This is a genomic window from Carnobacterium sp., from assembly GCF_045617425.1.
In the GTDB taxonomy this organism is placed as follows: domain Bacteria; phylum Bacillota; class Bacilli; order Lactobacillales; family Carnobacteriaceae; genus Carnobacterium_B.
This window is the reverse complement of sequence record NZ_JAZLIO010000009.1, coordinates 455,811-474,616: the sequence shown is the minus strand read 5'-3', so window position 1 is coordinate 474,616 and position 18,806 is coordinate 455,811. Positions and strand designations below refer to the sequence as shown.

Here is an 18,806-nt window from a genome sequence, read left to right as displayed (position 1 = left end):
TGAGGGATAATTAGTGAAGCAAGTTTTATCACAGCAAGAAATTGACTCGTTATTGCAAGCAGTAGAAAGTGGCGAAATTGACGCTAAAGGATTAGATGAAAAGGAACAAGAGAATAAAGTTAAAAGTTATGATTTTAGACGTCCAGTTCGTCTTTCAAAAGAATACATAAGTACTTTGAATATGGTCTTCGAAGAATTTGCTAAAATAGCTGGAAATATCTTGTCTACTCAAGTTCGAACAAGTGTGGGTGTTCAGTTAGCTTCTATTGAACAAGTAAGTTTTGATGAATTTGTCCATTCTGTACCTCGTTTTACATTAATGGGATTGTTTCGTTCTGTTCCATTAGAAGGAACGCAGATTATTGAAATCAGTCCGCAACTTTGCTTGCAACTGGTTGATCTGTTGTGCGGAAGTACGGAGATTAGAGACAATATAGATGAACTCTCAAAAGAAAATTTCACGGATATCGAAATGGCTATCTTAGAAGAAATATTAAATAATTTCATCCATTCTTTTGAATTGGCATGGCGCGATGTTGTAGAAATCAAAGGGAATTTAGATTCAACAGAAACCAACCCTCAAATCATGCAGACGATGTCACCGAATGAACCAGTAGTGTTGGTTACATTTACTGTGGAATTATATGGTGTTCGGACATTTATTAATTTGTGTGTTCCTTATATCTTTTTTGAAGGGATATTAGAAAAATTAAGCTTACGCAACTGGTTCCATTCTGAAAAAGAAACTGACCATACAGATAGTGGAAAAATAGAAAGAAGTCTGCATTCTGCACCAGTAAACATGGAAGTACTTTTAGGAGAAACAGTCATGACGTTGGAGAACTTTCTACAATTAGAATTGGGAGACATCATTCCTTTGGATGGTAAAACATCGGATCCGCTCATCCTGTCTGTGGAAAAACTTCCAAGATATTTTGTTAAACCCGGATTAAAAGGAAAAAACATGGCGGTTGAAGTATTACAGTATATTGGAGGAGAGACAGACTAATGAGCAGTGAAAAATTAACGCAAGAAGAAATTGATGCAATGCTGAATGGTAATGCAAGCGCCCCTGAGCCAACAACAAACGACACTCTTGATCAAACACAAACGGATATTATTGGAGAAATTGGAAATATCTCAATGTCTCAAGCCGCTACAACTCTGTCTTCTATCTTAAGTCGCCGAGTAGCAATCACGACTCCAGTTGTCTCTTGTCTGAAATTCCAAGAAATTATTGACGCAAGTGTGACACCAAAAGTTGTCACCACAATTGATTTTAAAAAAGGATTGATTGGCAGCAACTTATTGATGATGAACGAAAAAGACGCGATTATTATTGCTGACTTAATGATGGACGGGAATGGTGATGCTGAAGGGAAAGAATTTACTGAACTCGAATTGAGTGCTGTAGGAGAAGCCATGAATCAAATGATGGGTTCTGCTGCAACCGCAATGGCTACGATGTTGGAACGAATTGTTGATATTTTACCTCCTGAAGTGGAAGTATGGAAAAATCAAGAGCAAGCAAATTACGATAGAATCAGTGGAGATACAACGGTTTGTAAGATTGCTTTCCAAATGACTGTAGATGACCTGATTGAAAGTGAAATCATGCAAATATTTACTCTTGAAACAGTCAGAAATATCGCAAGTATTGTATTAGCAGACGAAGGTGAAGTAATTCAAGACCGTGAATTGCCTCAACCACAACCACCGGTTGTTCCAAGTGAACCAGCAGCTAACCAAGCACCACAACATACAGAAGATAAGATTGGCATTCAAAAGCCTGAGTTCCAAGAATTGACGCATGCGGGTAGTTTGAAAAATCCGCGCAATTTAGATCTAATCATGGATGTGCCTTTGCAATTTAGCGTTATGCTTGGTGAAAGCAAAAAAACGATTAAAGATATTTTATCATTAGGAACAGGTTCAGTTGTTGAGTTAAATAAAATGACGGATGAACCTTTAGAAATTTTTGTGAATGGAAAATTAATCGCTGAAGGTGAAGTTGTGGTGATCAACGAAAGTTTCGGAATTCGTATTACCAACATTTTAAGCAAAGAACAACGGATTCAACATTTGAACTAATTATGTACGAAAATGGGAAAAGCCAGAATGAATTGTTCTGGCTTTTTTTTTTATCTTGAATATTGGAAAAGTAACCGCTAGTATAGAAGAGTCTAGTTTATAAACAAATGTACATAAGAAAAAAATGTTTAAACAATAGTGTTAATGATTTAAAAGAAATTTCTTCTGGAATGAACGGGTTTGCTTGTAAAGAGCCATGGGACCGCCTGAAGTCTGTAGTCTTCAGACTTTCAAGCCTCAAACAAAGCGTAATCGCTGAAGCGCTAACGCTTTGTTATTCACATTGAATCCTTTACACGGCTACAAGCAACCCCTATTCCACCAAAAATTTCAAGTAAGTGATTCAACTAAACTACAAACTCTAAAATAATAATTTAAGATGTTTTTTAAATTTTAAGACTTAAGTATCTTAAAAAGCTGCCGATAGTAAACATGTAAGGAAAAATTGCCGATAGATAAAAACTAATTGAATTCAAAAACTAAATCAACCAATCAAAAACTTGAGAGCATACACAAGAAAGGAGCACTACCAATGAAAATAGGAAATAATGGCTACAACCAATACATTAATAATGTCCGTCAAAATCAAGAAAACATACCAAGCAAAGGTTTATCTAAATCGAATGCAACCGTTAATGAAGATTCCGTAACAGTTAATATTTCGGATGCAGCTAAACAATTGGCAAATGTTAAATCAACAGATACTGCAGCAATGTCGTCAAATGTAGAAGCAATTAAAAAAGCTGTATTGAATGGGACGTATGACGTATCACCTGAAAAAATTGCGAATGGCATGATGCAAGCAATGAGCAACCAAAGGGAGTTTACTGAGTAATGACTAAAGAAACGACTGCACTTGAGACGCTACTGAAATTTAAAAATGTGCTTATAGATGAAAAAGAAGCATTAATTAAAAATGATAGTGCAAAAGTAAAAGCTCTTGTGGAAGAAAAACAATTATTTTTAGACAGTCTTCCAACACTAATAACAGAGGGCTTAACAAAAGCAGACCTTATTGAAGTGGTAGAAGACATTAAAAATTTGCAAGAAACAAATTTAACCCTAGCAAAACAAGCTTTGCAGTACCAAGCAACAATGATGGAAGCTATTACTAAAGGGGTTAAAACAGGTGGGTCTACTTACTCCAAACAGGGAGATTACAGTACCACACAACAAGCTAATCTTATTGACCAATCCCTATAGTGAGGTGAAAGAATGTCAGGTTTATTCGGAACATTAAACAATGCAACCAAAGGCTTGAATGTACAGCAATCCGCTTTACAAACAACCAGTCACAATATCTCTAATGCGAATACAGTAGGTTACTCTAGACAAAAAGTTACTATGGTAGCTGATAATCCGTATACTCTAGGAGGAATTGGCCAACTCGGTACAGGTGTCCGAATTTCTTCTATTGACCGTATCGTTGATCCATATGTGAATAAGCAATTAAGAAATGAAAACTCATCTTTAGAAATGTACAGTAAAAAATCAGAAGTGTTAGGTCAATTGGAAGGAATCTTTAACGAACCTTCTACAACTGGTTTAAACAATAACTTAAGCCAAGTTTTTTCTTCTTGGACTTACTTAGGGTCTAATCCAGAACTTGCGACCGCTAAAACAATGGTAGCTCAAAATTCAGAAACGTTTACGGATACCTTGCACCATATGTCCAATCAAATCGACAGTCTTCATGAAGGTACTGTTCAAGATGTGGAAAAAAATGTGTTAGATTTTAATGCAAAAGTAGAACAATTAGATTCATTAAACAAACAGATTTTCAATATGACTTCTCAAGGTCAAGCGCCGAATGATTTGTTAGACCAACAAGATAAAATTCTTAGTGAATTAACAGGAATTGCTGGAGTTGAATCAACTTATGATAAATTCAATCGAGTGAGCATTACTGTAGGCGGAGAATCCGTATTAACCGAGGATTCCATCTCTAAAATGAGTGTCTCATCAGATTTAGATAAAGTAGGGCAATTAGTTGTAGATGGGAAAGACATTGAGATCACATCTGGTAACATTAAAGGATCTCAAGAAGCTTTAACAGAGATCGACACTAAAAAACAAGAACTAAATGAGTTGGCATTCACTTTTGCGACTGCTGTGAATGCTGTACATAGCAATGGCGGAGAAGGTACGAACTTCTTCGAGTTAGGAACAGATGGAAATTACGCTGCTTCCATTCAAGTGAATAAAGAAATCCTTAATGACGTCTCAAAAATCAATGCCGGTAAAAACATTGAATCCGTTGTTGGTGGAGACGGAACACGTGCTCAAGCCATTGCGGCATTGCAAAATACGAAATTAGTTTATCCAGTTGATCCAACTGGAATCGAATACGATTCAGATACGATGACAATTAAAAATCAAGTAGGTGGATCAACGGTTTCCGGTGCTTACAACGATAGTGTTACGCAAATGGGGATTGTAAAGCAACAATCGGATAACATGGTAGATAGTCAAGAAAGTTTAGTTAGTCTTCTTGAAGCCCGCAGAGATTCTGTTTCAGGAGTTTCAATCAATGAAGAAGTAACCAATACAATAGCCTATCAAAGTGCCTTTGAAGCCAATTCTCGCATTATTTCAGTTGTTTCAGAGATGTTAGATACATTAATCAACCGGACAGGAGTGTAGGAAATGCGTGTAACCGATTCGTTAATGTCGAGAAGTTTCTTACGTAATCTTTCGGCTAATACAGAAAATGTGATGAAATACCAAAATCAATTGTCAACATTAAAAGAAGTTAGTAAACCTTCTGACGATCCGTTAAAAGTGTCAAAGATATTAGATCTAAATAATTCAATTATTCAAAATGACCAATACAAAACAACCATTAATGATGCTATCCAATGGACTAACGTACAAGATTCTGCGTTAAGCAGTGCTACAGAATCGATGCAACGCATCAAAACATTGATTCAATACTCAGCCAATGGCACACTAAGCCACGAAGACCGACAAGCCAATAAAGCGGAGATTGAATCTGAAATTCAAGGAACTGTTGATGCATTGAATACCAACTTTGGTGGACGTTATGTTTTTGCAGGAAAAAACACCACAGAGAAACCATTTGAAGTACAAAAAAATGATGCTGGTGAAATTACTGGGATTACTTATAGTGGAACAGCTGAAGGTAATGGAAATTTGTCACGTGAAATTGCGCCAGGTGTTTCAGTAGAATTGAGTACGGATGGTCGTAACTTTATGAATGCACAAAATGCGGATGGTTCAGATAATTTAGGTTCTTTCTTTTCTGAGGTATTAATTGCTTTAGACGCAGATGATACAGAAAAATTATCGGGCTTATTAGACAGAGCAGATCAAGAAATCGAAAATGTCGTATCGAATCGTTCAAAAATCGGATCTGTCTTTAATCGATTAACTGCGACATTAGAGCGTAATGACAATGAAAAATTGAATCTTAAAACGATGTTATCTGAAAATCAAGATATTGATTTAGCAGAAAAATACATGCAATACACCATGGAATCAACGGCCTACCAAGCAGCCGTATCCATGGGAACTAAAATATTGCAAACAAGCATATTGGACTATCTTTGAGATAGTCTTTTTTTTATTTAATTCATAAAAAAGACTTAACTCTTAATCTGCTCTGCCGATATAAGAAATATAAGGCAAGCTTATTTAAATAAAGCATGATTGTTAAGTAACATAGAAAAAAAGCTTAATAGATAAAGAAACATACCGATATAAGATGTAGAAGGCAACACCTTCACAAAATAGAATTTAGGAGGAAATACAACATGAGAATCAATACAAATACAGCAGCAATGAATACTTACTCTCAATTAACATCAGCTAACGCTTCAAAAAGCAGCTCATTAGCTAAACTATCATCAGGATTACGCATCAATAAAGCTGGGGATGATGCAGCAGGATTAGCAATCTCAGAAAAAATGAAAAATCAAATCAGCGGTATGAATCAAGCTTCACGTAACGCTCAAGATGGCATTTCATTGATTCAAACAGCTGAGGGTGGATTAACAGAAACACACAGCATCTTAAATCGTATGCGTGATTTAGCTGTTCAGTCTAAAAATGATACGAATACTGACGAAGATAGAGGAGCTATCCAAAAAGAAATGGATTCTCTTACTAAAGAAGTAGACCGCATTGCAAATCAGACAGAGTTTAACGGGAAAAAATTATTAACTGCAGATGATGGTACTAGTGGTACTAGCTTCACTTTCCAAATCGGTGCTAACAAAGGGCAAGATATTACGCTAAGTATATCTAATATGACAGCTAGTGAATTAGGAGTAGGTACGGGTACAGGCGACACAATGACTGGTCCAGATGTATCGACTGCAGCAGCTGATTTTGATCAAGTTATTGAAGATTTAGATACAGCAATTAGTTCAGTATCAACAGAACGTGCAAATTTAGGTGCAACACAAAACCGTTTAGACCACACAGTTTCTAATTTAGCTACAACTAAAGAAAACCTTTCAGAGGCAAATTCTCGTATTACTGATGTAGATATGGCTGAAGAAATGATGAGCTTCACTAAATCAAATATCCTTTCTCAAGCTTCAACAGCAATGTTGGCACAAGCTAATCAAATGCCTCAAGGCGTACTACAATTATTACAATAAAAATTTTAATCAGTCAACAAGTATAAAAATTGAAATAATTTTTATTTCAATTTTTATATTAACGAAGCTAAAAATCGTCCGATATAAACCAAGAAAAGCAATTGAATTTTAAACTTAGGAGGAATAACATAATGAGAATCAATACAAACACAGCAGCAATGAATACTTACTCTCAACTAACTTCAGCTAATGCTTCAAAAAGCAGTTCATTAGCTAAATTATCATCTGGACTACGCATCAATAAAGCTGGGGATGATGCAGCAGGTTTAGCAATTTCTGAAAAAATGAAAAATCAAATCAGTGGGATGAATCAAGCTTCACGTAACGCTCAAGATGGAATTTCATTGATCCAAACAGCTGAAGGTGGATTAACAGAAACACACAGCATCTTAAACCGTATGCGTGATTTAGCTGTTCAAGCGAAGAATGATACAAATACTTCTGAAGATAGAGGAGCAATCCAAAAAGAAATGGATTCACTAACCTTAGAAGTTGATCGTATTGCAAACCAAACAGAATTTAATGGTAAGAAATTGTTGAAAGAAGGAGGAACTGCAGGAGAAGGTAGCAGTTTTACTTTCCAAATTGGAGCTAACAAAGGACAAGATATTACATTAAAAGTTGCAGATATGACAGCTGCATCTCTTGAAATCGGAACTGTTACTGATGGTACATTAGATCCAACAGATAAATTGGATGTTTCTACGGGGACATTAACAGCAGCTGACTTTGATACAGTTATTGGAAAACTTGATAATGCAATTAGTTCAGTATCAACAGAACGTGCAAATTTAGGTGCAACACAAAATCGTTTAGACCACACTGTTTCTAACTTAGCTACAACAAAAGAAAACCTTTCAGAAGCAAATTCTCGTATTACTGACGTAGATATGGCTGAAGAAATGATGAGCTTTACTAAATCAAACATTCTTTCTCAAGCTTCAACAGCAATGTTGGCTCAAGCTAACCAAATGCCTCAAGGTGTTCTACAATTATTACAATAATAATTGTTTAAAGACTTTGAAGCACGATAAAAGCCGGCATTGTGCCGGTTTTTTATTTATAGTAAACTATATGATGTTGAGAAATGGAGTTGTCAGATATGGATATTATACAAGCTGTCACTAAATCTCTTCAAATTCGTCAGGTAGAATCGAATACAATCCATCAATCGGGTATACAAAATTCTTACATAAAAGAAAAGTCAGATACAAAAGAAATAAAGGAACCTATAATCGTTTCTGAAATATCTAAAGAAGAACTGGAACTATCTATAGAAAAAGCCAATCAGTTCTTATTGGGACTAAATACACAATTTGATTTTAAAGTGCACGAAGGTACAGGTAGAACAGTTGTTAGATTGGTCGATAAACAAACAGAAGAAGTGGTAAAAGAGATTCCTCCAGAAAAAATGCTTGATGTTATTGCGGGCATTTGGGACATGGCAGGAATCGTAATAGATCGAAAGGAGTGAAATAATGGCTGGTAGTATTAGTTTTTTAGGATCGTATTCCGGTATCGATTCAGCAACAATTGACTCAATGATTGAAGCCGAATCTGGTAAACTTGTTCAATATACAAATAAGCAAACAAGCATTACAGCAGAAAAAAATGCATGGAAAGACATCAACACACGTTTAGATAGTTTGTTTACAAAGCTAGGCACTCTTGGAGAGGATAAAACCTTCCAATCAAAACTAGCAACATCCAGTGACGAAAGTAAAGTAGGCATTACGGCCAACACTGATTCAACAGCAAGTGATTACAGCATTGAAGTATCTCGATTAGCAACTGCAACCCAAACAACATCAGGTGTTGTTAGCTCAGCTGCTGGAAAAACAATTAAAGAAAGTTTAGGGCTAACTGGAACATTTACTATTATAAATCACGAAAAAGCTGGTCCAGAAGTAGATGGTGAAACGCCTAAAATAGGATTTGAAATTAAAATTTTAGAAAAAGACAGCTTGAAAGATATCGTTAGCAAGATCAATGAAGTGTCAAAAGAAACGGGTATACAAGCCAAAATTGTTGATAACCGAATTGTTATGACAGATAGTAAAATGGGTGAACGCACAATGTCGTTTGAAGGTACATTAACTGCTGGGGGCAAAACAGATACGGGCAGTATGGTTGATGAACTAGGGTTAGGAGCAAGCTCAAAACAAGTAGCTGGACAGTCAGCGATACTTAAAATAGATGGTATTGAAATGACTCGCGATACGAATAGTATCACCGATGCTGTCGAAGGTTTAACACTTGAACTAAAAGGCGTAACGGAAGCCTCTAAGCCTATTACTATTGGCATTAAAGAAGATACAGATATGTCAGTAAAAGCATTTCAGGAATTTGTAGATCAATACAATTCAACTTTAGATTTTATTGGTGATCAATTAGATGTTGGCGATCCTTCTGCTGAAAGCAATACTACTGGAGCATTAGTTGGGGACAGTTCTTTAATGCGATTACAATCAAGTTTGCGCTCTTTAATGACTGGAGCCGCAAATACTGGAAATGTTGCATACAATAACTTAGAAGCAGTGGGTATTTCAGTAGACCGATATGGTAAGGCCTCACTTGATACAGAGAAATTGAAAACAGCATTAAAAGATGATCCAACAGCGGTAAAAAAACTGTTGTTCCAAACGACTTCAACTGAAACAACAGGAGTAGATGAGAATGGCAATCCAACAACTATAACTACTGAAACCGAAGTCGGTATGGCTCAAAAAATGCGTTCTTTAATAGACACGTATATTTCAGAAAAAACTGGTATTATTGCGACTAAATCGAACACCTATGATAAATCATTAAAAGACCTTTCTAGTAGCATTACAAAATTCAATGAGCGTCTAGTGAAAAAACGTGAAAATTACGTTGCTATGTTTACCCGCTTAGATACAGCTATGATGGAAGCAGAATCGCAACTAGCTTACCTGCAAAGTCAATTTAGCACAACTACCTAAAAGATAAGTCTACTTAAGATAATAAAGAATAGAGGAGGTCTCACTATGACAACCGATACTCAATGGGCTAAACTTCGAACGGATGTATTGGAAAATATTAAAAATTTGCTGGATTCATGGAATGGCAGTGCAGAAGAAGCTGTAACATTGATATCTGAGAATGAACAAAACATGGATCGATTAAAAAAAATTGAGCAGCAGTTAAGTGAAGATGAAGCATTCCAGTACACTTCAATCGAAAAACAACTTCTTACTGTGATCATTCCGAAACAACAACAAATGATTGCTGCTATTCGTGGCGAAAAAATAAGCTTGATGAATAAAATGAAACAAATCAATCAAAAAAATAAAGTTAGAGATAATTATATGTCAGTGCAACGCGCTCCGGTATTTGTAGACAGAGGTATCTAGTAACAACTAGTTTGAATAGCAGGAGGTAAAAACAATGTACCAAAAAAATGGATCAGCGATTTATAAAGAAAATCAAATTTTAAATGCATCTCCAAAAAAATTGATTGTCCTTTTATATGAAGGTTGCATCAAAAATTTGAAATTAGCTGAAATTAGTATTGCTGAAAAGAATATTGAGAAAACAAATCAAGTATTGATCAAAGCACAGGATATTATAGCGGAGTTAATGAATACGTTAGACTTTGAAAAAGGTGGAGAAGTTGCTGAAAACCTTTTTCGCATGTATGAATACATCGCTAGCGAATTGATCAAATCAAATCTATCGAAAAATGTTGAAGACGTCCAACGCAGTCGTAAATTAGTTGAGGAATTACGGGATGCTTGGATCGAAATTGAGTGAAATATAAAAACCAACATTTGTTGATTTTTAGACACATTTTTAAAACAAATGAAATATATCTGTAAATTGAATAGATCTCTTCTGCCTTACTTAAAAAAAGTGAGGTTTTTTTGCGCGGATTAGTGTTTGATAGCGTTTTTCTTTGATGTTCAAACTAAAAAAAAAAGTCTTAGAAAAACCTCATTTTCAATAAAAATACAATCTTGTGTTTTTATGAACGTAATGTTTGTGTAAAGTCTATTGCTGAATAAAAAAAAAAAGGATATACTTTCTAAGTGTTGATATACATGAATAGTTACCCAGAAATATCAATAAAAGACGTATAATAATTAATAACAAGTGTATTTTATTAATAAAAAATGATTAAGAACTAATGGCTAATAGTGAGCAATATGAGAAATTAATTATGGAGGATAAGATAATGAATGACCCTACTTTTAATTTAATGAAAAATGCATTAGATGCAGCGTCCATGAGACAAGAAATGATTTCAAGTAATATCGCGAATGTGAATACGGCAGATTACAAGGTAAATAAAGTCGAATTTGAAAGTATTTTAAAAAATGTTTCGAATGGTACAGCAATGGAAAAGACGAACGATTTACATATCGGTTTTGGAAATTTAAATGAAGTGACACCGGTCGTATCCAAAAGAACCGATACTTCGGTGAAGGAAAACGGCAATAACGTCGATATCGATATTGAAATGGCTGAAGAAGCTAGCAATTCTATTTATTATAATTCGCTGGTGACTCAATTAAACGCTAAATATTCCATGTTGCGTAGTGTAATTACGAAGTAGCAATAAAAATGATGAAGAAGGTGTAAAAATGTCCATTTTTGATTCTATGCAGATAAACGCGAGCGGATTAAGTTTAGAACGGTTAAAGTTAGACACGATTTCAACAAATATTGCAAATGTGAATACTACGCGAACAGAAGACGGTGAAGGTCCTTACTTAAAAAAAGAAGTGGTGTTTGAAGAAAGTTTTAAACAAGTTGAAACCTCTTTAGCTGGTCAAGGTACTGAAAAAAGTTTTGGTGTCAAACCAACTGAAATTAGAGAAAATGCAGATGATATCGTGATGGAGTACAATCCAACACATCCTGATGCTAATGAAGAAGGTTATGTTCAGATGCCAAATGTGAATATGGCTGATGAAATGATTGATATGATGACGACATTGCGTACGTATGATGCCAACGTGACAGCGATGAATGCCAGTAAAGAGATGCTGTCTAAAGCCTTACAAATCACGATAGGATAATAAAATGAGTTTAGAGGAGAATTTAAATGAATGTAGATGCACTTTTTAACAGCTTGGTAAGTGGGCCAGCTCAAACGGGACTAACCAGTGGAGTGAATGAACAATCAAGTGAAGCAACGACAGGTTTATCGTCATTTTCAGGAATGCTAGAAAACGCGATGGGTTCACTAAATGAGCAACAAGTTGCAGCGAATCAAGGGGTGCAAGATTTAATTACTGGAAATACAGATAATTTACATAATGTCATGATTCAAACATCTGAGGCGCAATTATCATTAGAATTAGCCTTACAATTAAGAAATAAAGGTTTAGAAGCTTACAATGAAATAAAAAACATGCAATTTTAATGAGTTTTTGAGGGAGTTATGCTAATAATGGATGGAATGAAGAAAATCTGGACTGGCATCAAAGACGGTTGGAAAAATCTAGGCAAAAGCAAACAAACTGGGCTCGTTTTTGTTCTTATATTTGTTGTCAGTATTGTGATGGGGCTGACCTATTATACACAAAAAGTAGAATATGCCACGTTGTTCTCTGATTTAGAAGAAGCTGATGCGGGTACGATCGTTAATGATATAAAGACTAAAGGTATCAAGTATAAACTAGAAGATGATGGAACAACGATTTTAATAGATCAATCCCAAGTGGATACATATAGAATTGAATTGGCTGTAAACGATATGCTGCCAAAAAGTAACACCGGTTTTGAAATTTTTGACGAAACCAGCATGATGGCGACGGATGAAGATCGGAAAATCATGTACCAAAGAGCTGTCACTGGTGAGCTGGAACGCTCCATTTCTGCCTTGGACTCTATTGAACAAGCAAAGGTCATGTTATCACTACCAGAAGACAGTGTTTTTACAAATGAAGAAAACCAAACAAAAGCATCAGCTTCTATTGTATTGACACCAATAAATGGGTCTCAAATCCCGATGTCTGCTGTTCAAGGAATCGCTTCGCTAATTTCAGGAGCAGTCGATAATCTACCAAAAGAAAATATCAAAATTGTGGATACAGCAGGTAATTTATTGAGTACGGCATTGGAAGATGAAGGAAATTTAAATGCGACCGATCTAGTTAGTAAATACCAAGCGATCACTAAAAGTTATGAACAAGAATTGGAACAAAAATTACTTCAAACATTGGGCCCGATTTACGGAATGGATAAAATGACGGTTGCCGTTAATGCGGAAATGAATTTTGATTCAAGTGAAAGTGAGATCATTAACTATGGAGATTCTTCTGTCCGAAGCGAAACGGTTTCTGCAGGTGGCGGAACGATTGATGTCGAAGAAGGCGAAGGATTCGAAAATAGTATCAACCAAATTGAAAGTGGCGAAGAAGGTGGAAACTCTACCTATAATCGTACGACGAATTATGAGTTGAATTCAGAAACAACCAATACCATCAAAGCACCCGGAGAAGTTGAACAATTAAGCGCTTCGGTTATTTTTGACGGCAATTTAAGTCCAGCAGATCAGGACTCACTTGAAGCAATTGTGGCTACTACCATTGGTTCAGTTGAAGAACGTGACACGATTACCATACAAGGTATCGATTTTGCTACCTCTACTGAAGTAACGGAAACAACAACACCTGAACAATTAAAGAGTAGTGTTCAAGCTACACTTATTCGGTATTGGCCTTACCTAGCAGGTGGACTAGCCATTATCATTATTCTCATTGTATTATTGCGTTTGTTACGTAAGCGAAATGATGAAGAAGATGAGCTGGATTTCTTTGATGAGGAAGAGCTTGAACCAGTCGCAGCACCTGTGCGTCCGGTAAGACCAACTGAGGAAGAAAGAAAAGCAAAAGAAAAAGCTGACATGAAGAGAGAACTAAACAAAAATATGTCTGAAAAAGAAAGTAAAGTAAGAGATTATGCGAAAGAAAGTCCGGAAGGCGCGGCTGACTTGATCAAAATTTGGATGAAGGATGAGTAGGTGAAGATATGAAAGAAGTAGACGGGTTAAAAAAAGCGGCTATATTGCTGATATCTCTAGGCTCAGAAACGGCAGCCAAAATTATGAAAAGTTTGCCAGACAGCTATATTCAAAAAGTAAGTTATGAAATAGCCAATATTGACTATGTGAACCCAGAAGAGCGGGATGCAGTCATTAATGAATTTATCGAAATGTCTCAAGCAAGAGAATACGTGATCGATGGAGGAATTGATTACGCTAAAAATCTATTGAATATGGCTATTGGTCCGCAACGTGCCAAAGAAGTCATCGATATGCTGAATCAAATTCAACTGCGTGAGCGACCATTCAATATTGCGCGAAAAGCGGATCCGCAGCAATTGACTAATCTGCTGCTCAATGAGCAACCACAAACGGTGGCATTGATTTTATGTTACATGCAACCTGAAAAAGCAGCATTGGTTTTAGCTGAGTTTCCAATCGATTTGCAGTCGGAAATCGCTGAAAGAATTGGAACAATCACCAGCACTTCTCCAGCTATTATTGAAAAGATTGAAAAAGTTATTGAGAACAAATTCTCTAATTACATTGAAAATGATTTGGAAACAGTCGGTGGCGTTCGTACATTAGTAGAAATTTTAAATTCTGTTGGAAGAAGTACAGAGAAAAATATCATCAGTGTATTGGAACAAAAACAACCTGAATTGGCTGAAGAAATCAAAGCAAGTCTATTTACATTCGAGGATATTATCACACTTGAAAAAGGCGATGTACAAAAAGTTCTTAGAGATGTTAAGAATGACGATTTGGCATTGGCACTTAAAGGCGTGTCGGATGAAATCAAGAATTTTGTTTATACCAACCTTTCTTCACGTGCGGTTGAAACGCTTAAAGAAGATCTGCAATTTATGGGACCTACTCGCTTATCAGCGGTTGAGGAAGCTCAACAACGCATTGTGACAGTGATACGCCGCTTAGATGAAAAAGGCGAGATTTACTTGAGAAGAGGCGAACAAGATGCAATTATCTCATAAGATTATCAAACAAGGACAGTCTTTTACCCAAGACAGCCGGTCTTTTATCCAAACGGCGATGACAGCAGATAAATTTCCTGAGGAGGAAGAACACTCGAGTGAAGAGCAGATAGTGGAACCCATTGAAGCTGCTCAAGCTAGAGCTTTATTAGCTGAAACACGTCAAAAAGAACAAGCCATTCTTTCAGAAGCAGAAAAAGAAGCGAACAAACTAAAAGAAGCAGCTGAAAAACAAGGTTTTGAAGAAGGTAAGACACAGGGGTACGAAATGGGCTACACAACAGGTTATGCAGTGGGTATGAAACAAGCAGATGAAGAAAGCCAGCGTATGCGAGAAAACATTCGAAATATGTTAGATGAAGCCCAAGAAGTAGTAGAAAACTATTATCAAGCAAAAAAAAATGAGTTCATTGAATTAGCAGGACATATGGCAGAAACCATTGTCCATAAAAATATCGATGTTTCATCGGATCAAGTCATGGATTTGATCAACCCGGTGCTGCATCGTTTGAAGCGAGAAGATCAATTCATTACCTTGATGGTCAGACCAGAACAAAAAGAATTGGTAAAAGAAAAAGTAAAAGAGTTTGAAAAAGAAAATCAAGATATTCGGTTTGCGGTACTATCCGATAATACTTTGGATAAAAACGGGTGTGTAGTTGAAAATGCCCATGCAATCGTTGATTTACAAGTTAGAAAGCAATTGGATGCTATGATAGATGAGATGAAGAATGCGGAGTGACGATGATGTTTAATATTCCTTTTGAAACATATCACAACCAATTGAATAAAAAGAGCTACTACTTAAAAATGGGGAAAGTTAGTCAAGTGACAGGCTTGATTATTAAAGTAGAAGGATTAGATGCGTTTGTTGGTGAAGTATGCGAGATCCATATCAAATCGTCCGGTAGAGTCGCCTTGAGTGAAGTCGTTGGATTCGTCGATGAAATGGTATTGCTGATGCCTTTAGATGAATTAGAAGGCATTGGGCCCGGCTGTTTAGTCAAACCGACTGGCAAAACATTAAAAGTCGAAATCAGTGAAAAATTACTGGGTAATACATTGGACGGTTTAGGTCGACCGATGGATACCTCCTTAGAAGTTGATGGCGTATTTTATGACGTAAACCGAAGTTCGCCTAATCCGTTTAAACGAAAAAAAATCAAGGATGTTATGCCTACAGGAATAAAAGCCATTGATGGAACATTAACTGTCGGCGAAGGCCAACGCATCGGGATATTTGCAGGTAGTGGGGTTGGGAAAAGTACCTTGTTGGGTATGATGGCCCGTTACATTGAGGCAGATATCATCGTGATCGGACTAATTGGAGAACGTGGAAGAGAAGTACTGGAATTTATCGAAAAAGATCTAGGCGAAGAAGGATACCGGAAATCGGTCGTTGTCTGTGCAACATCTGATATGCCACCACTTGTGCGTTTAAAAGGAGCTTCCGTAGCGACTACGATTGCTGAGTATTTTCGAGATCAGGGCAAAAAAGTTGTGTTAATGATGGATTCTGTTACACGTGTAGCTATGGCGCAACGTGAAATTGGGTTGGCAACTGGTGAGCCGCCAACTACAAAAGGGTATACACCTTCAGTATTTACGACATTACCTAAATTATTAGAACGAAGTGGGATGTCTGAAACGGGTTCAATTACAGCCTTTTATACCGTATTGGTTGAAGGGGACGATATGAATGAACCCATTGCCGATTCCGTACGTGGAATCTTAGATGGTCACATCGTATTGTCGCGAAAAATTGCTTCAGAAAATCATTACCCGGCAATCGATGTTCAAAATAGTATTAGCCGTTTGATGAAAGATATTACAGCCGAAAAACATTCGGCAATAGCTGGGAAATTAAAAGAAAACATGTCTATCTATTCAGATTCAAAAGATTTGATCGATGTAGGAGCTTATCGTAAAGGCAGCAATCCACTAGTCGACCGAGCGGTTCAATTAAATACACCGATAAAGGATTTTTTAAAACAACGAGTGGATGAACGATATGCTTTTGATGAAGTTGTGGACCAGCTAAAAACGCTCTTTGAAGTACAGCAGTTCGTTAATTAAAGTGACTTGGGGTGAATGACATAGCAAATTATACATTTTCAATGGAAAAAGTTCTCGACTGGAGATCCGATACTGAGGAAGAGAAAAAAAAGAATTTAGGTCAGGTTCAACAACAAAAAGAAAAGCAAGAAACTATTCTACAACGATTAATAGGCGAAAATATTAAAATTAAAAATGATAGTTTATCGACTACTCGAATCGATGTATTGCGTCGTCAGCATCTATATAAGAATATGATTGATGAAAAAATCATTCATCAAAAGAATCTGATTACGAAGGCTGAAAAAGAAGTTGAAGTGGCTCGTGTCGAGTTAATGGAAGCCCATAAAGACCGAAAAGTCATGGAAAAGTTAAAGGAAAAAGAATACATATTTTTGATGGAACAAGAGAAACAAGAGGAACAGAAACAATTAGATGAGATGGCTACCTTAAGTTTTGGGAAAACCTATTATTAATAGACCTATTCATAAGTAATTGGACTTATTCCCCATTGAAAGGAGGTGAAAAAGAAATGAATCCAACTCCTGTGGTAACCACTAGTACTGGTCCACAACAACTGTCTAATCAAAAGCAAGAAATAGTACCTGAAGAATTTGAAACTCAACTTGCAGGGTATTTAAAAAAAGAGCAACCAGGCACGATACATAAAGAGGTTTCTGATTCCGAAGGGACGACTGAAAAAGATAACCAAGACAAAGAAAGTAATAAAGAACCAAACGATGAAACAATTATCTTAGAGTCACCGCTACTTTACACTGGTCTGTTGTTTAGCCCAAATACAGAGCAACAAACAATAGAAACTAATCTATTTGAATCATCAAAAACTGAAATGAATCCACAACTAAAGAGTAGTGAGCCAATTTTTGGAAAACAAATGGATGATGAAACTGAGAAAATAGTAGCAATTGTTCAAAATGAAGATCCATTGGCTAATACCAAACATGCTCAGCTTGAAGAACCTTTTGTGGAGCCTTTAACGAAGGAAAAAAAAGAATTGCAAAAGAGTGTAGTGAGTCAAACGGCAATGAACGAAGAACCAACAAAAACGGCTGTCTCTAAACCGATGATAGATAGTGAGCTTATTCGTAAAACAACTGAGGAAATTCCTTTAGAAAAAGAAACGAACCTTTCATTAGAAGAATCTAGTTTGATCCAAACGGAGAATGTTCGGTCTTCTATGAAAAAAGAAACGGTACTAGCGGATGTTGTTCTATCAAATGGACGTTTTTTAACTGCCGAATGGAAAAACGGACGGTTAGCTAACCAAATAATGTCTGAACCTAATAGTGCAACTGTAAACTCATTAAATGAATTACCAGTACAGATTAATGAAACGCAAATTGATAGCGATCAGCAACCAGAAGCAATGATAGATGAAAGTAAACTAACCAAACTAACTGAAATTATTTCGACCGAAATTGTTCTTAAAGACTCAGTTTCACGTTTGAAGAATTCAGATAGTTATGAAGCTGTTACTCAATTCTCTGAAGTTGAGACTCAAGGACAATCTGTTCAACAGCAACAAATCATTGAAACAGCTTCTGTCAAACAAGCAAACGTCTTAGAAACGGTCAAACACACAGGTCTCCAAATGGTAAATGAAGTGGTTATGGAGCAGGCTGAAACAGTTTTAAGTGGTAAGCAATCTACTGCACATGTGACATTAACACCTGAACGGATGGGTGAGGTCAAGATTACCGTAGAGTTAACGGACAATGTGTTGGTAACTAAGATTATTGTGGATAATGTGGAAACAAGAGAGTTATTAACCACTGGGATGAATCAGCTAACGGATAAACTGGATCGTCAAAACATTCGATTAGGTGACTTGACCATTCAAGTGAACGAAAATCCATCTTCTGATTTTACTTCACAAGAAAGACAGGGAGAAGAGAAGAAGAGTACTTTTGGAAAGCAACAAACAAATTTTACCGCTAACGAAAAAGAGATACTACTATCTGAAGCAACAGTAGAAAGTAATACAAAAAGACTCAGCATATTAGTGTGAGA

Annotated in this window: 21 protein-coding genes; all 21 read left to right on the top strand. The window is 36.3% G+C overall.

What is annotated here, in order from left to right:
- Positions 1 to 13: 13 nt before the first annotated feature.
- Entirely contained in the window at positions 14 to 1,009 is a 996-nt protein-coding gene (gene fliM / locus ACKI3H_RS05555) for a flagellar motor switch protein FliM (protein ID WP_407371279.1), read from the top strand.
- The gene (gene fliY / locus ACKI3H_RS05550; RefSeq protein WP_407371278.1) at positions 1,009 to 2,091 is read left to right on the top strand and encodes a flagellar motor switch phosphatase FliY; all 1,083 of its coding nucleotides are present in this window, start codon (positions 1,009 to 1,011) and stop codon (positions 2,089 to 2,091) included. The genes fliM and fliY overlap by 1 nt, the downstream gene beginning before the upstream one ends.
- A gap of 532 nt (positions 2,092 to 2,623) precedes the next feature.
- On the top strand, positions 2,624 to 2,926 hold the full coding sequence (flgM, locus tag ACKI3H_RS05545; RefSeq protein WP_407371277.1) for a flagellar biosynthesis anti-sigma factor FlgM: 303 nt from the start codon (positions 2,624 to 2,626) through the stop codon (positions 2,924 to 2,926).
- Complete coding sequence (locus tag ACKI3H_RS05540; RefSeq protein WP_407371276.1) at positions 2,926 to 3,294, top strand: flagellar motor switch protein; 369 nt, start codon at positions 2,926 to 2,928, stop codon at positions 3,292 to 3,294. The genes flgM and ACKI3H_RS05540 overlap by 1 nt, the downstream gene beginning before the upstream one ends.
- Positions 3,295 to 3,306: 12 nt before the next feature.
- Positions 3,307 to 4,734, top strand: a complete 1,428-nt coding sequence (gene flgK, locus ACKI3H_RS05535) for a flagellar hook-associated protein FlgK (RefSeq protein WP_407371275.1) — start codon at positions 3,307 to 3,309, stop codon at positions 4,732 to 4,734.
- Positions 4,735 to 4,737: 3 nt separating this feature from the next.
- The gene (flgL, locus tag ACKI3H_RS05530; protein ID WP_407371274.1) at positions 4,738 to 5,661 is read left to right on the top strand and encodes a flagellar hook-associated protein FlgL; all 924 of its coding nucleotides are present in this window, start codon (positions 4,738 to 4,740) and stop codon (positions 5,659 to 5,661) included.
- A gap of 203 nt (positions 5,662 to 5,864) precedes the next feature.
- The gene (locus ACKI3H_RS05525; RefSeq protein WP_407371273.1) at positions 5,865 to 6,716 is read left to right on the top strand and encodes a flagellin; all 852 of its coding nucleotides are present in this window, start codon (positions 5,865 to 5,867) and stop codon (positions 6,714 to 6,716) included.
- 131 nt (positions 6,717 to 6,847) lie between these two features.
- Positions 6,848 to 7,720, top strand: coding sequence for a flagellin (locus ACKI3H_RS05520; protein WP_407371272.1), 873 nt, complete (start codon positions 6,848 to 6,850; stop codon positions 7,718 to 7,720).
- A 98-nt stretch (positions 7,721 to 7,818) separates the two neighbouring features.
- On the top strand, positions 7,819 to 8,190 hold the full coding sequence (locus tag ACKI3H_RS05515; RefSeq protein ID WP_407371271.1) for a flagellar protein FlaG: 372 nt from the start codon (positions 7,819 to 7,821) through the stop codon (positions 8,188 to 8,190).
- A gap of 4 nt (positions 8,191 to 8,194) precedes the next feature.
- Positions 8,195 to 9,679 carry a flagellar filament capping protein FliD gene (gene fliD / locus ACKI3H_RS05510; protein ID WP_407371270.1) on the top strand — a complete coding sequence of 495 codons (1,485 nt, stop codon included), beginning with the start codon at positions 8,195 to 8,197 and terminating at the stop codon, positions 9,677 to 9,679.
- Positions 9,680 to 9,724: 45 nt separating this feature from the next.
- Positions 9,725 to 10,090 (top strand): flagellar cap protein, encoded by a 366-nt coding sequence (locus ACKI3H_RS05505; protein WP_407371269.1) that lies wholly within the window; start codon positions 9,725 to 9,727, stop codon positions 10,088 to 10,090.
- Between the two features lie 34 nt (positions 10,091 to 10,124).
- Positions 10,125 to 10,490: a flagellar export chaperone FliS gene (gene fliS, locus ACKI3H_RS05500; protein ID WP_407371268.1), complete on the top strand. Its 366-nt coding sequence runs from the start codon at positions 10,125 to 10,127 to the stop codon at positions 10,488 to 10,490.
- A gap of 421 nt (positions 10,491 to 10,911) precedes the next feature.
- Complete coding sequence (gene flgB / locus ACKI3H_RS05495; RefSeq protein ID WP_407371267.1) at positions 10,912 to 11,292, top strand: flagellar basal body rod protein FlgB; 381 nt, start codon at positions 10,912 to 10,914, stop codon at positions 11,290 to 11,292.
- A 28-nt stretch (positions 11,293 to 11,320) separates the two neighbouring features.
- Positions 11,321 to 11,758: a flagellar basal body rod protein FlgC gene (gene flgC / locus ACKI3H_RS05490; protein WP_407371266.1), complete on the top strand. Its 438-nt coding sequence runs from the start codon at positions 11,321 to 11,323 to the stop codon at positions 11,756 to 11,758.
- A 26-nt stretch (positions 11,759 to 11,784) separates the two neighbouring features.
- Positions 11,785 to 12,105, top strand: coding sequence for a flagellar hook-basal body complex protein FliE (gene fliE, locus ACKI3H_RS05485; RefSeq protein ID WP_407371265.1), 321 nt, complete (start codon positions 11,785 to 11,787; stop codon positions 12,103 to 12,105).
- A gap of 27 nt (positions 12,106 to 12,132) precedes the next feature.
- The gene (gene fliF, locus ACKI3H_RS05480; protein ID WP_407371264.1) at positions 12,133 to 13,707 is read left to right on the top strand and encodes a flagellar basal-body MS-ring/collar protein FliF; all 1,575 of its coding nucleotides are present in this window, start codon (positions 12,133 to 12,135) and stop codon (positions 13,705 to 13,707) included.
- A gap of 8 nt (positions 13,708 to 13,715) precedes the next feature.
- Positions 13,716 to 14,720: a flagellar motor switch protein FliG gene (gene fliG, locus ACKI3H_RS05475; protein WP_407371263.1), complete on the top strand. Its 1,005-nt coding sequence runs from the start codon at positions 13,716 to 13,718 to the stop codon at positions 14,718 to 14,720.
- A complete protein-coding gene (locus tag ACKI3H_RS05470; protein WP_407371262.1) occupies positions 14,704 to 15,462 on the top strand; it encodes a FliH/SctL family protein in 759 nt (252 codons plus the stop codon). Before fliG ends, ACKI3H_RS05470 begins: the two co-directional genes overlap by 17 nt.
- A 2-nt stretch (positions 15,463 to 15,464) precedes the next feature.
- Positions 15,465 to 16,796: a flagellar protein export ATPase FliI gene (gene fliI / locus ACKI3H_RS05465; protein WP_407371387.1), complete on the top strand. Its 1,332-nt coding sequence runs from the start codon at positions 15,465 to 15,467 to the stop codon at positions 16,794 to 16,796.
- Between the two features lie 11 nt (positions 16,797 to 16,807).
- Positions 16,808 to 17,251 carry a flagellar export protein FliJ gene (gene fliJ / locus ACKI3H_RS05460; protein ID WP_407371261.1) on the top strand — a complete coding sequence of 148 codons (444 nt, stop codon included), beginning with the start codon at positions 16,808 to 16,810 and terminating at the stop codon, positions 17,249 to 17,251.
- A 56-nt stretch (positions 17,252 to 17,307) separates the two neighbouring features.
- Entirely contained in the window at positions 17,308 to 18,804 is a 1,497-nt protein-coding gene (locus ACKI3H_RS05455) for a flagellar hook-length control protein FliK (protein WP_407371260.1), read from the top strand.
- Positions 18,805 to 18,806: the final 2 nt, after the last annotated feature.

Coding starts and splice junctions, on each gene's coding strand:
- flgK (WP_407371275.1), top strand. CDS start 3,307: ATGTCAGGTTTATTCGGAACATTAAACAATGCAACCAAAGGCTTGAAT.
- ACKI3H_RS05520 (WP_407371272.1), top strand. CDS start 6,848: ATGAGAATCAATACAAACACAGCAGCAATGAATACTTACTCTCAACTA.
- ACKI3H_RS05515 (WP_407371271.1), top strand. CDS start 7,819: ATGGATATTATACAAGCTGTCACTAAATCTCTTCAAATTCGTCAGGTA.
- fliY (WP_407371278.1), top strand. CDS start 1,009: ATGAGCAGTGAAAAATTAACGCAAGAAGAAATTGATGCAATGCTGAAT.
- ACKI3H_RS05455 (WP_407371260.1), top strand. CDS start 17,308: ATGAATCCAACTCCTGTGGTAACCACTAGTACTGGTCCACAACAACTG.
- flgB (WP_407371267.1), top strand. CDS start 10,912: ATGAATGACCCTACTTTTAATTTAATGAAAAATGCATTAGATGCAGCG.
- fliI (WP_407371387.1), top strand. CDS start 15,465: ATGATGTTTAATATTCCTTTTGAAACATATCACAACCAATTGAATAAA.
- flgL (WP_407371274.1), top strand. CDS start 4,738: ATGCGTGTAACCGATTCGTTAATGTCGAGAAGTTTCTTACGTAATCTT.
- ACKI3H_RS05470 (WP_407371262.1), top strand. CDS start 14,704: ATGCAATTATCTCATAAGATTATCAAACAAGGACAGTCTTTTACCCAA.
- fliD (WP_407371270.1), top strand. CDS start 8,195: ATGGCTGGTAGTATTAGTTTTTTAGGATCGTATTCCGGTATCGATTCA.
- ACKI3H_RS05540 (WP_407371276.1), top strand. CDS start 2,926: ATGACTAAAGAAACGACTGCACTTGAGACGCTACTGAAATTTAAAAAT.
- fliS (WP_407371268.1), top strand. CDS start 10,125: ATGTACCAAAAAAATGGATCAGCGATTTATAAAGAAAATCAAATTTTA.
- fliG (WP_407371263.1), top strand. CDS start 13,716: ATGAAAGAAGTAGACGGGTTAAAAAAAGCGGCTATATTGCTGATATCT.
- ACKI3H_RS05505 (WP_407371269.1), top strand. CDS start 9,725: ATGACAACCGATACTCAATGGGCTAAACTTCGAACGGATGTATTGGAA.
- fliE (WP_407371265.1), top strand. CDS start 11,785: ATGAATGTAGATGCACTTTTTAACAGCTTGGTAAGTGGGCCAGCTCAA.
- flgM (WP_407371277.1), top strand. CDS start 2,624: ATGAAAATAGGAAATAATGGCTACAACCAATACATTAATAATGTCCGT.
- ACKI3H_RS05525 (WP_407371273.1), top strand. CDS start 5,865: ATGAGAATCAATACAAATACAGCAGCAATGAATACTTACTCTCAATTA.
- flgC (WP_407371266.1), top strand. CDS start 11,321: ATGTCCATTTTTGATTCTATGCAGATAAACGCGAGCGGATTAAGTTTA.
- fliF (WP_407371264.1), top strand. CDS start 12,133: ATGGATGGAATGAAGAAAATCTGGACTGGCATCAAAGACGGTTGGAAA.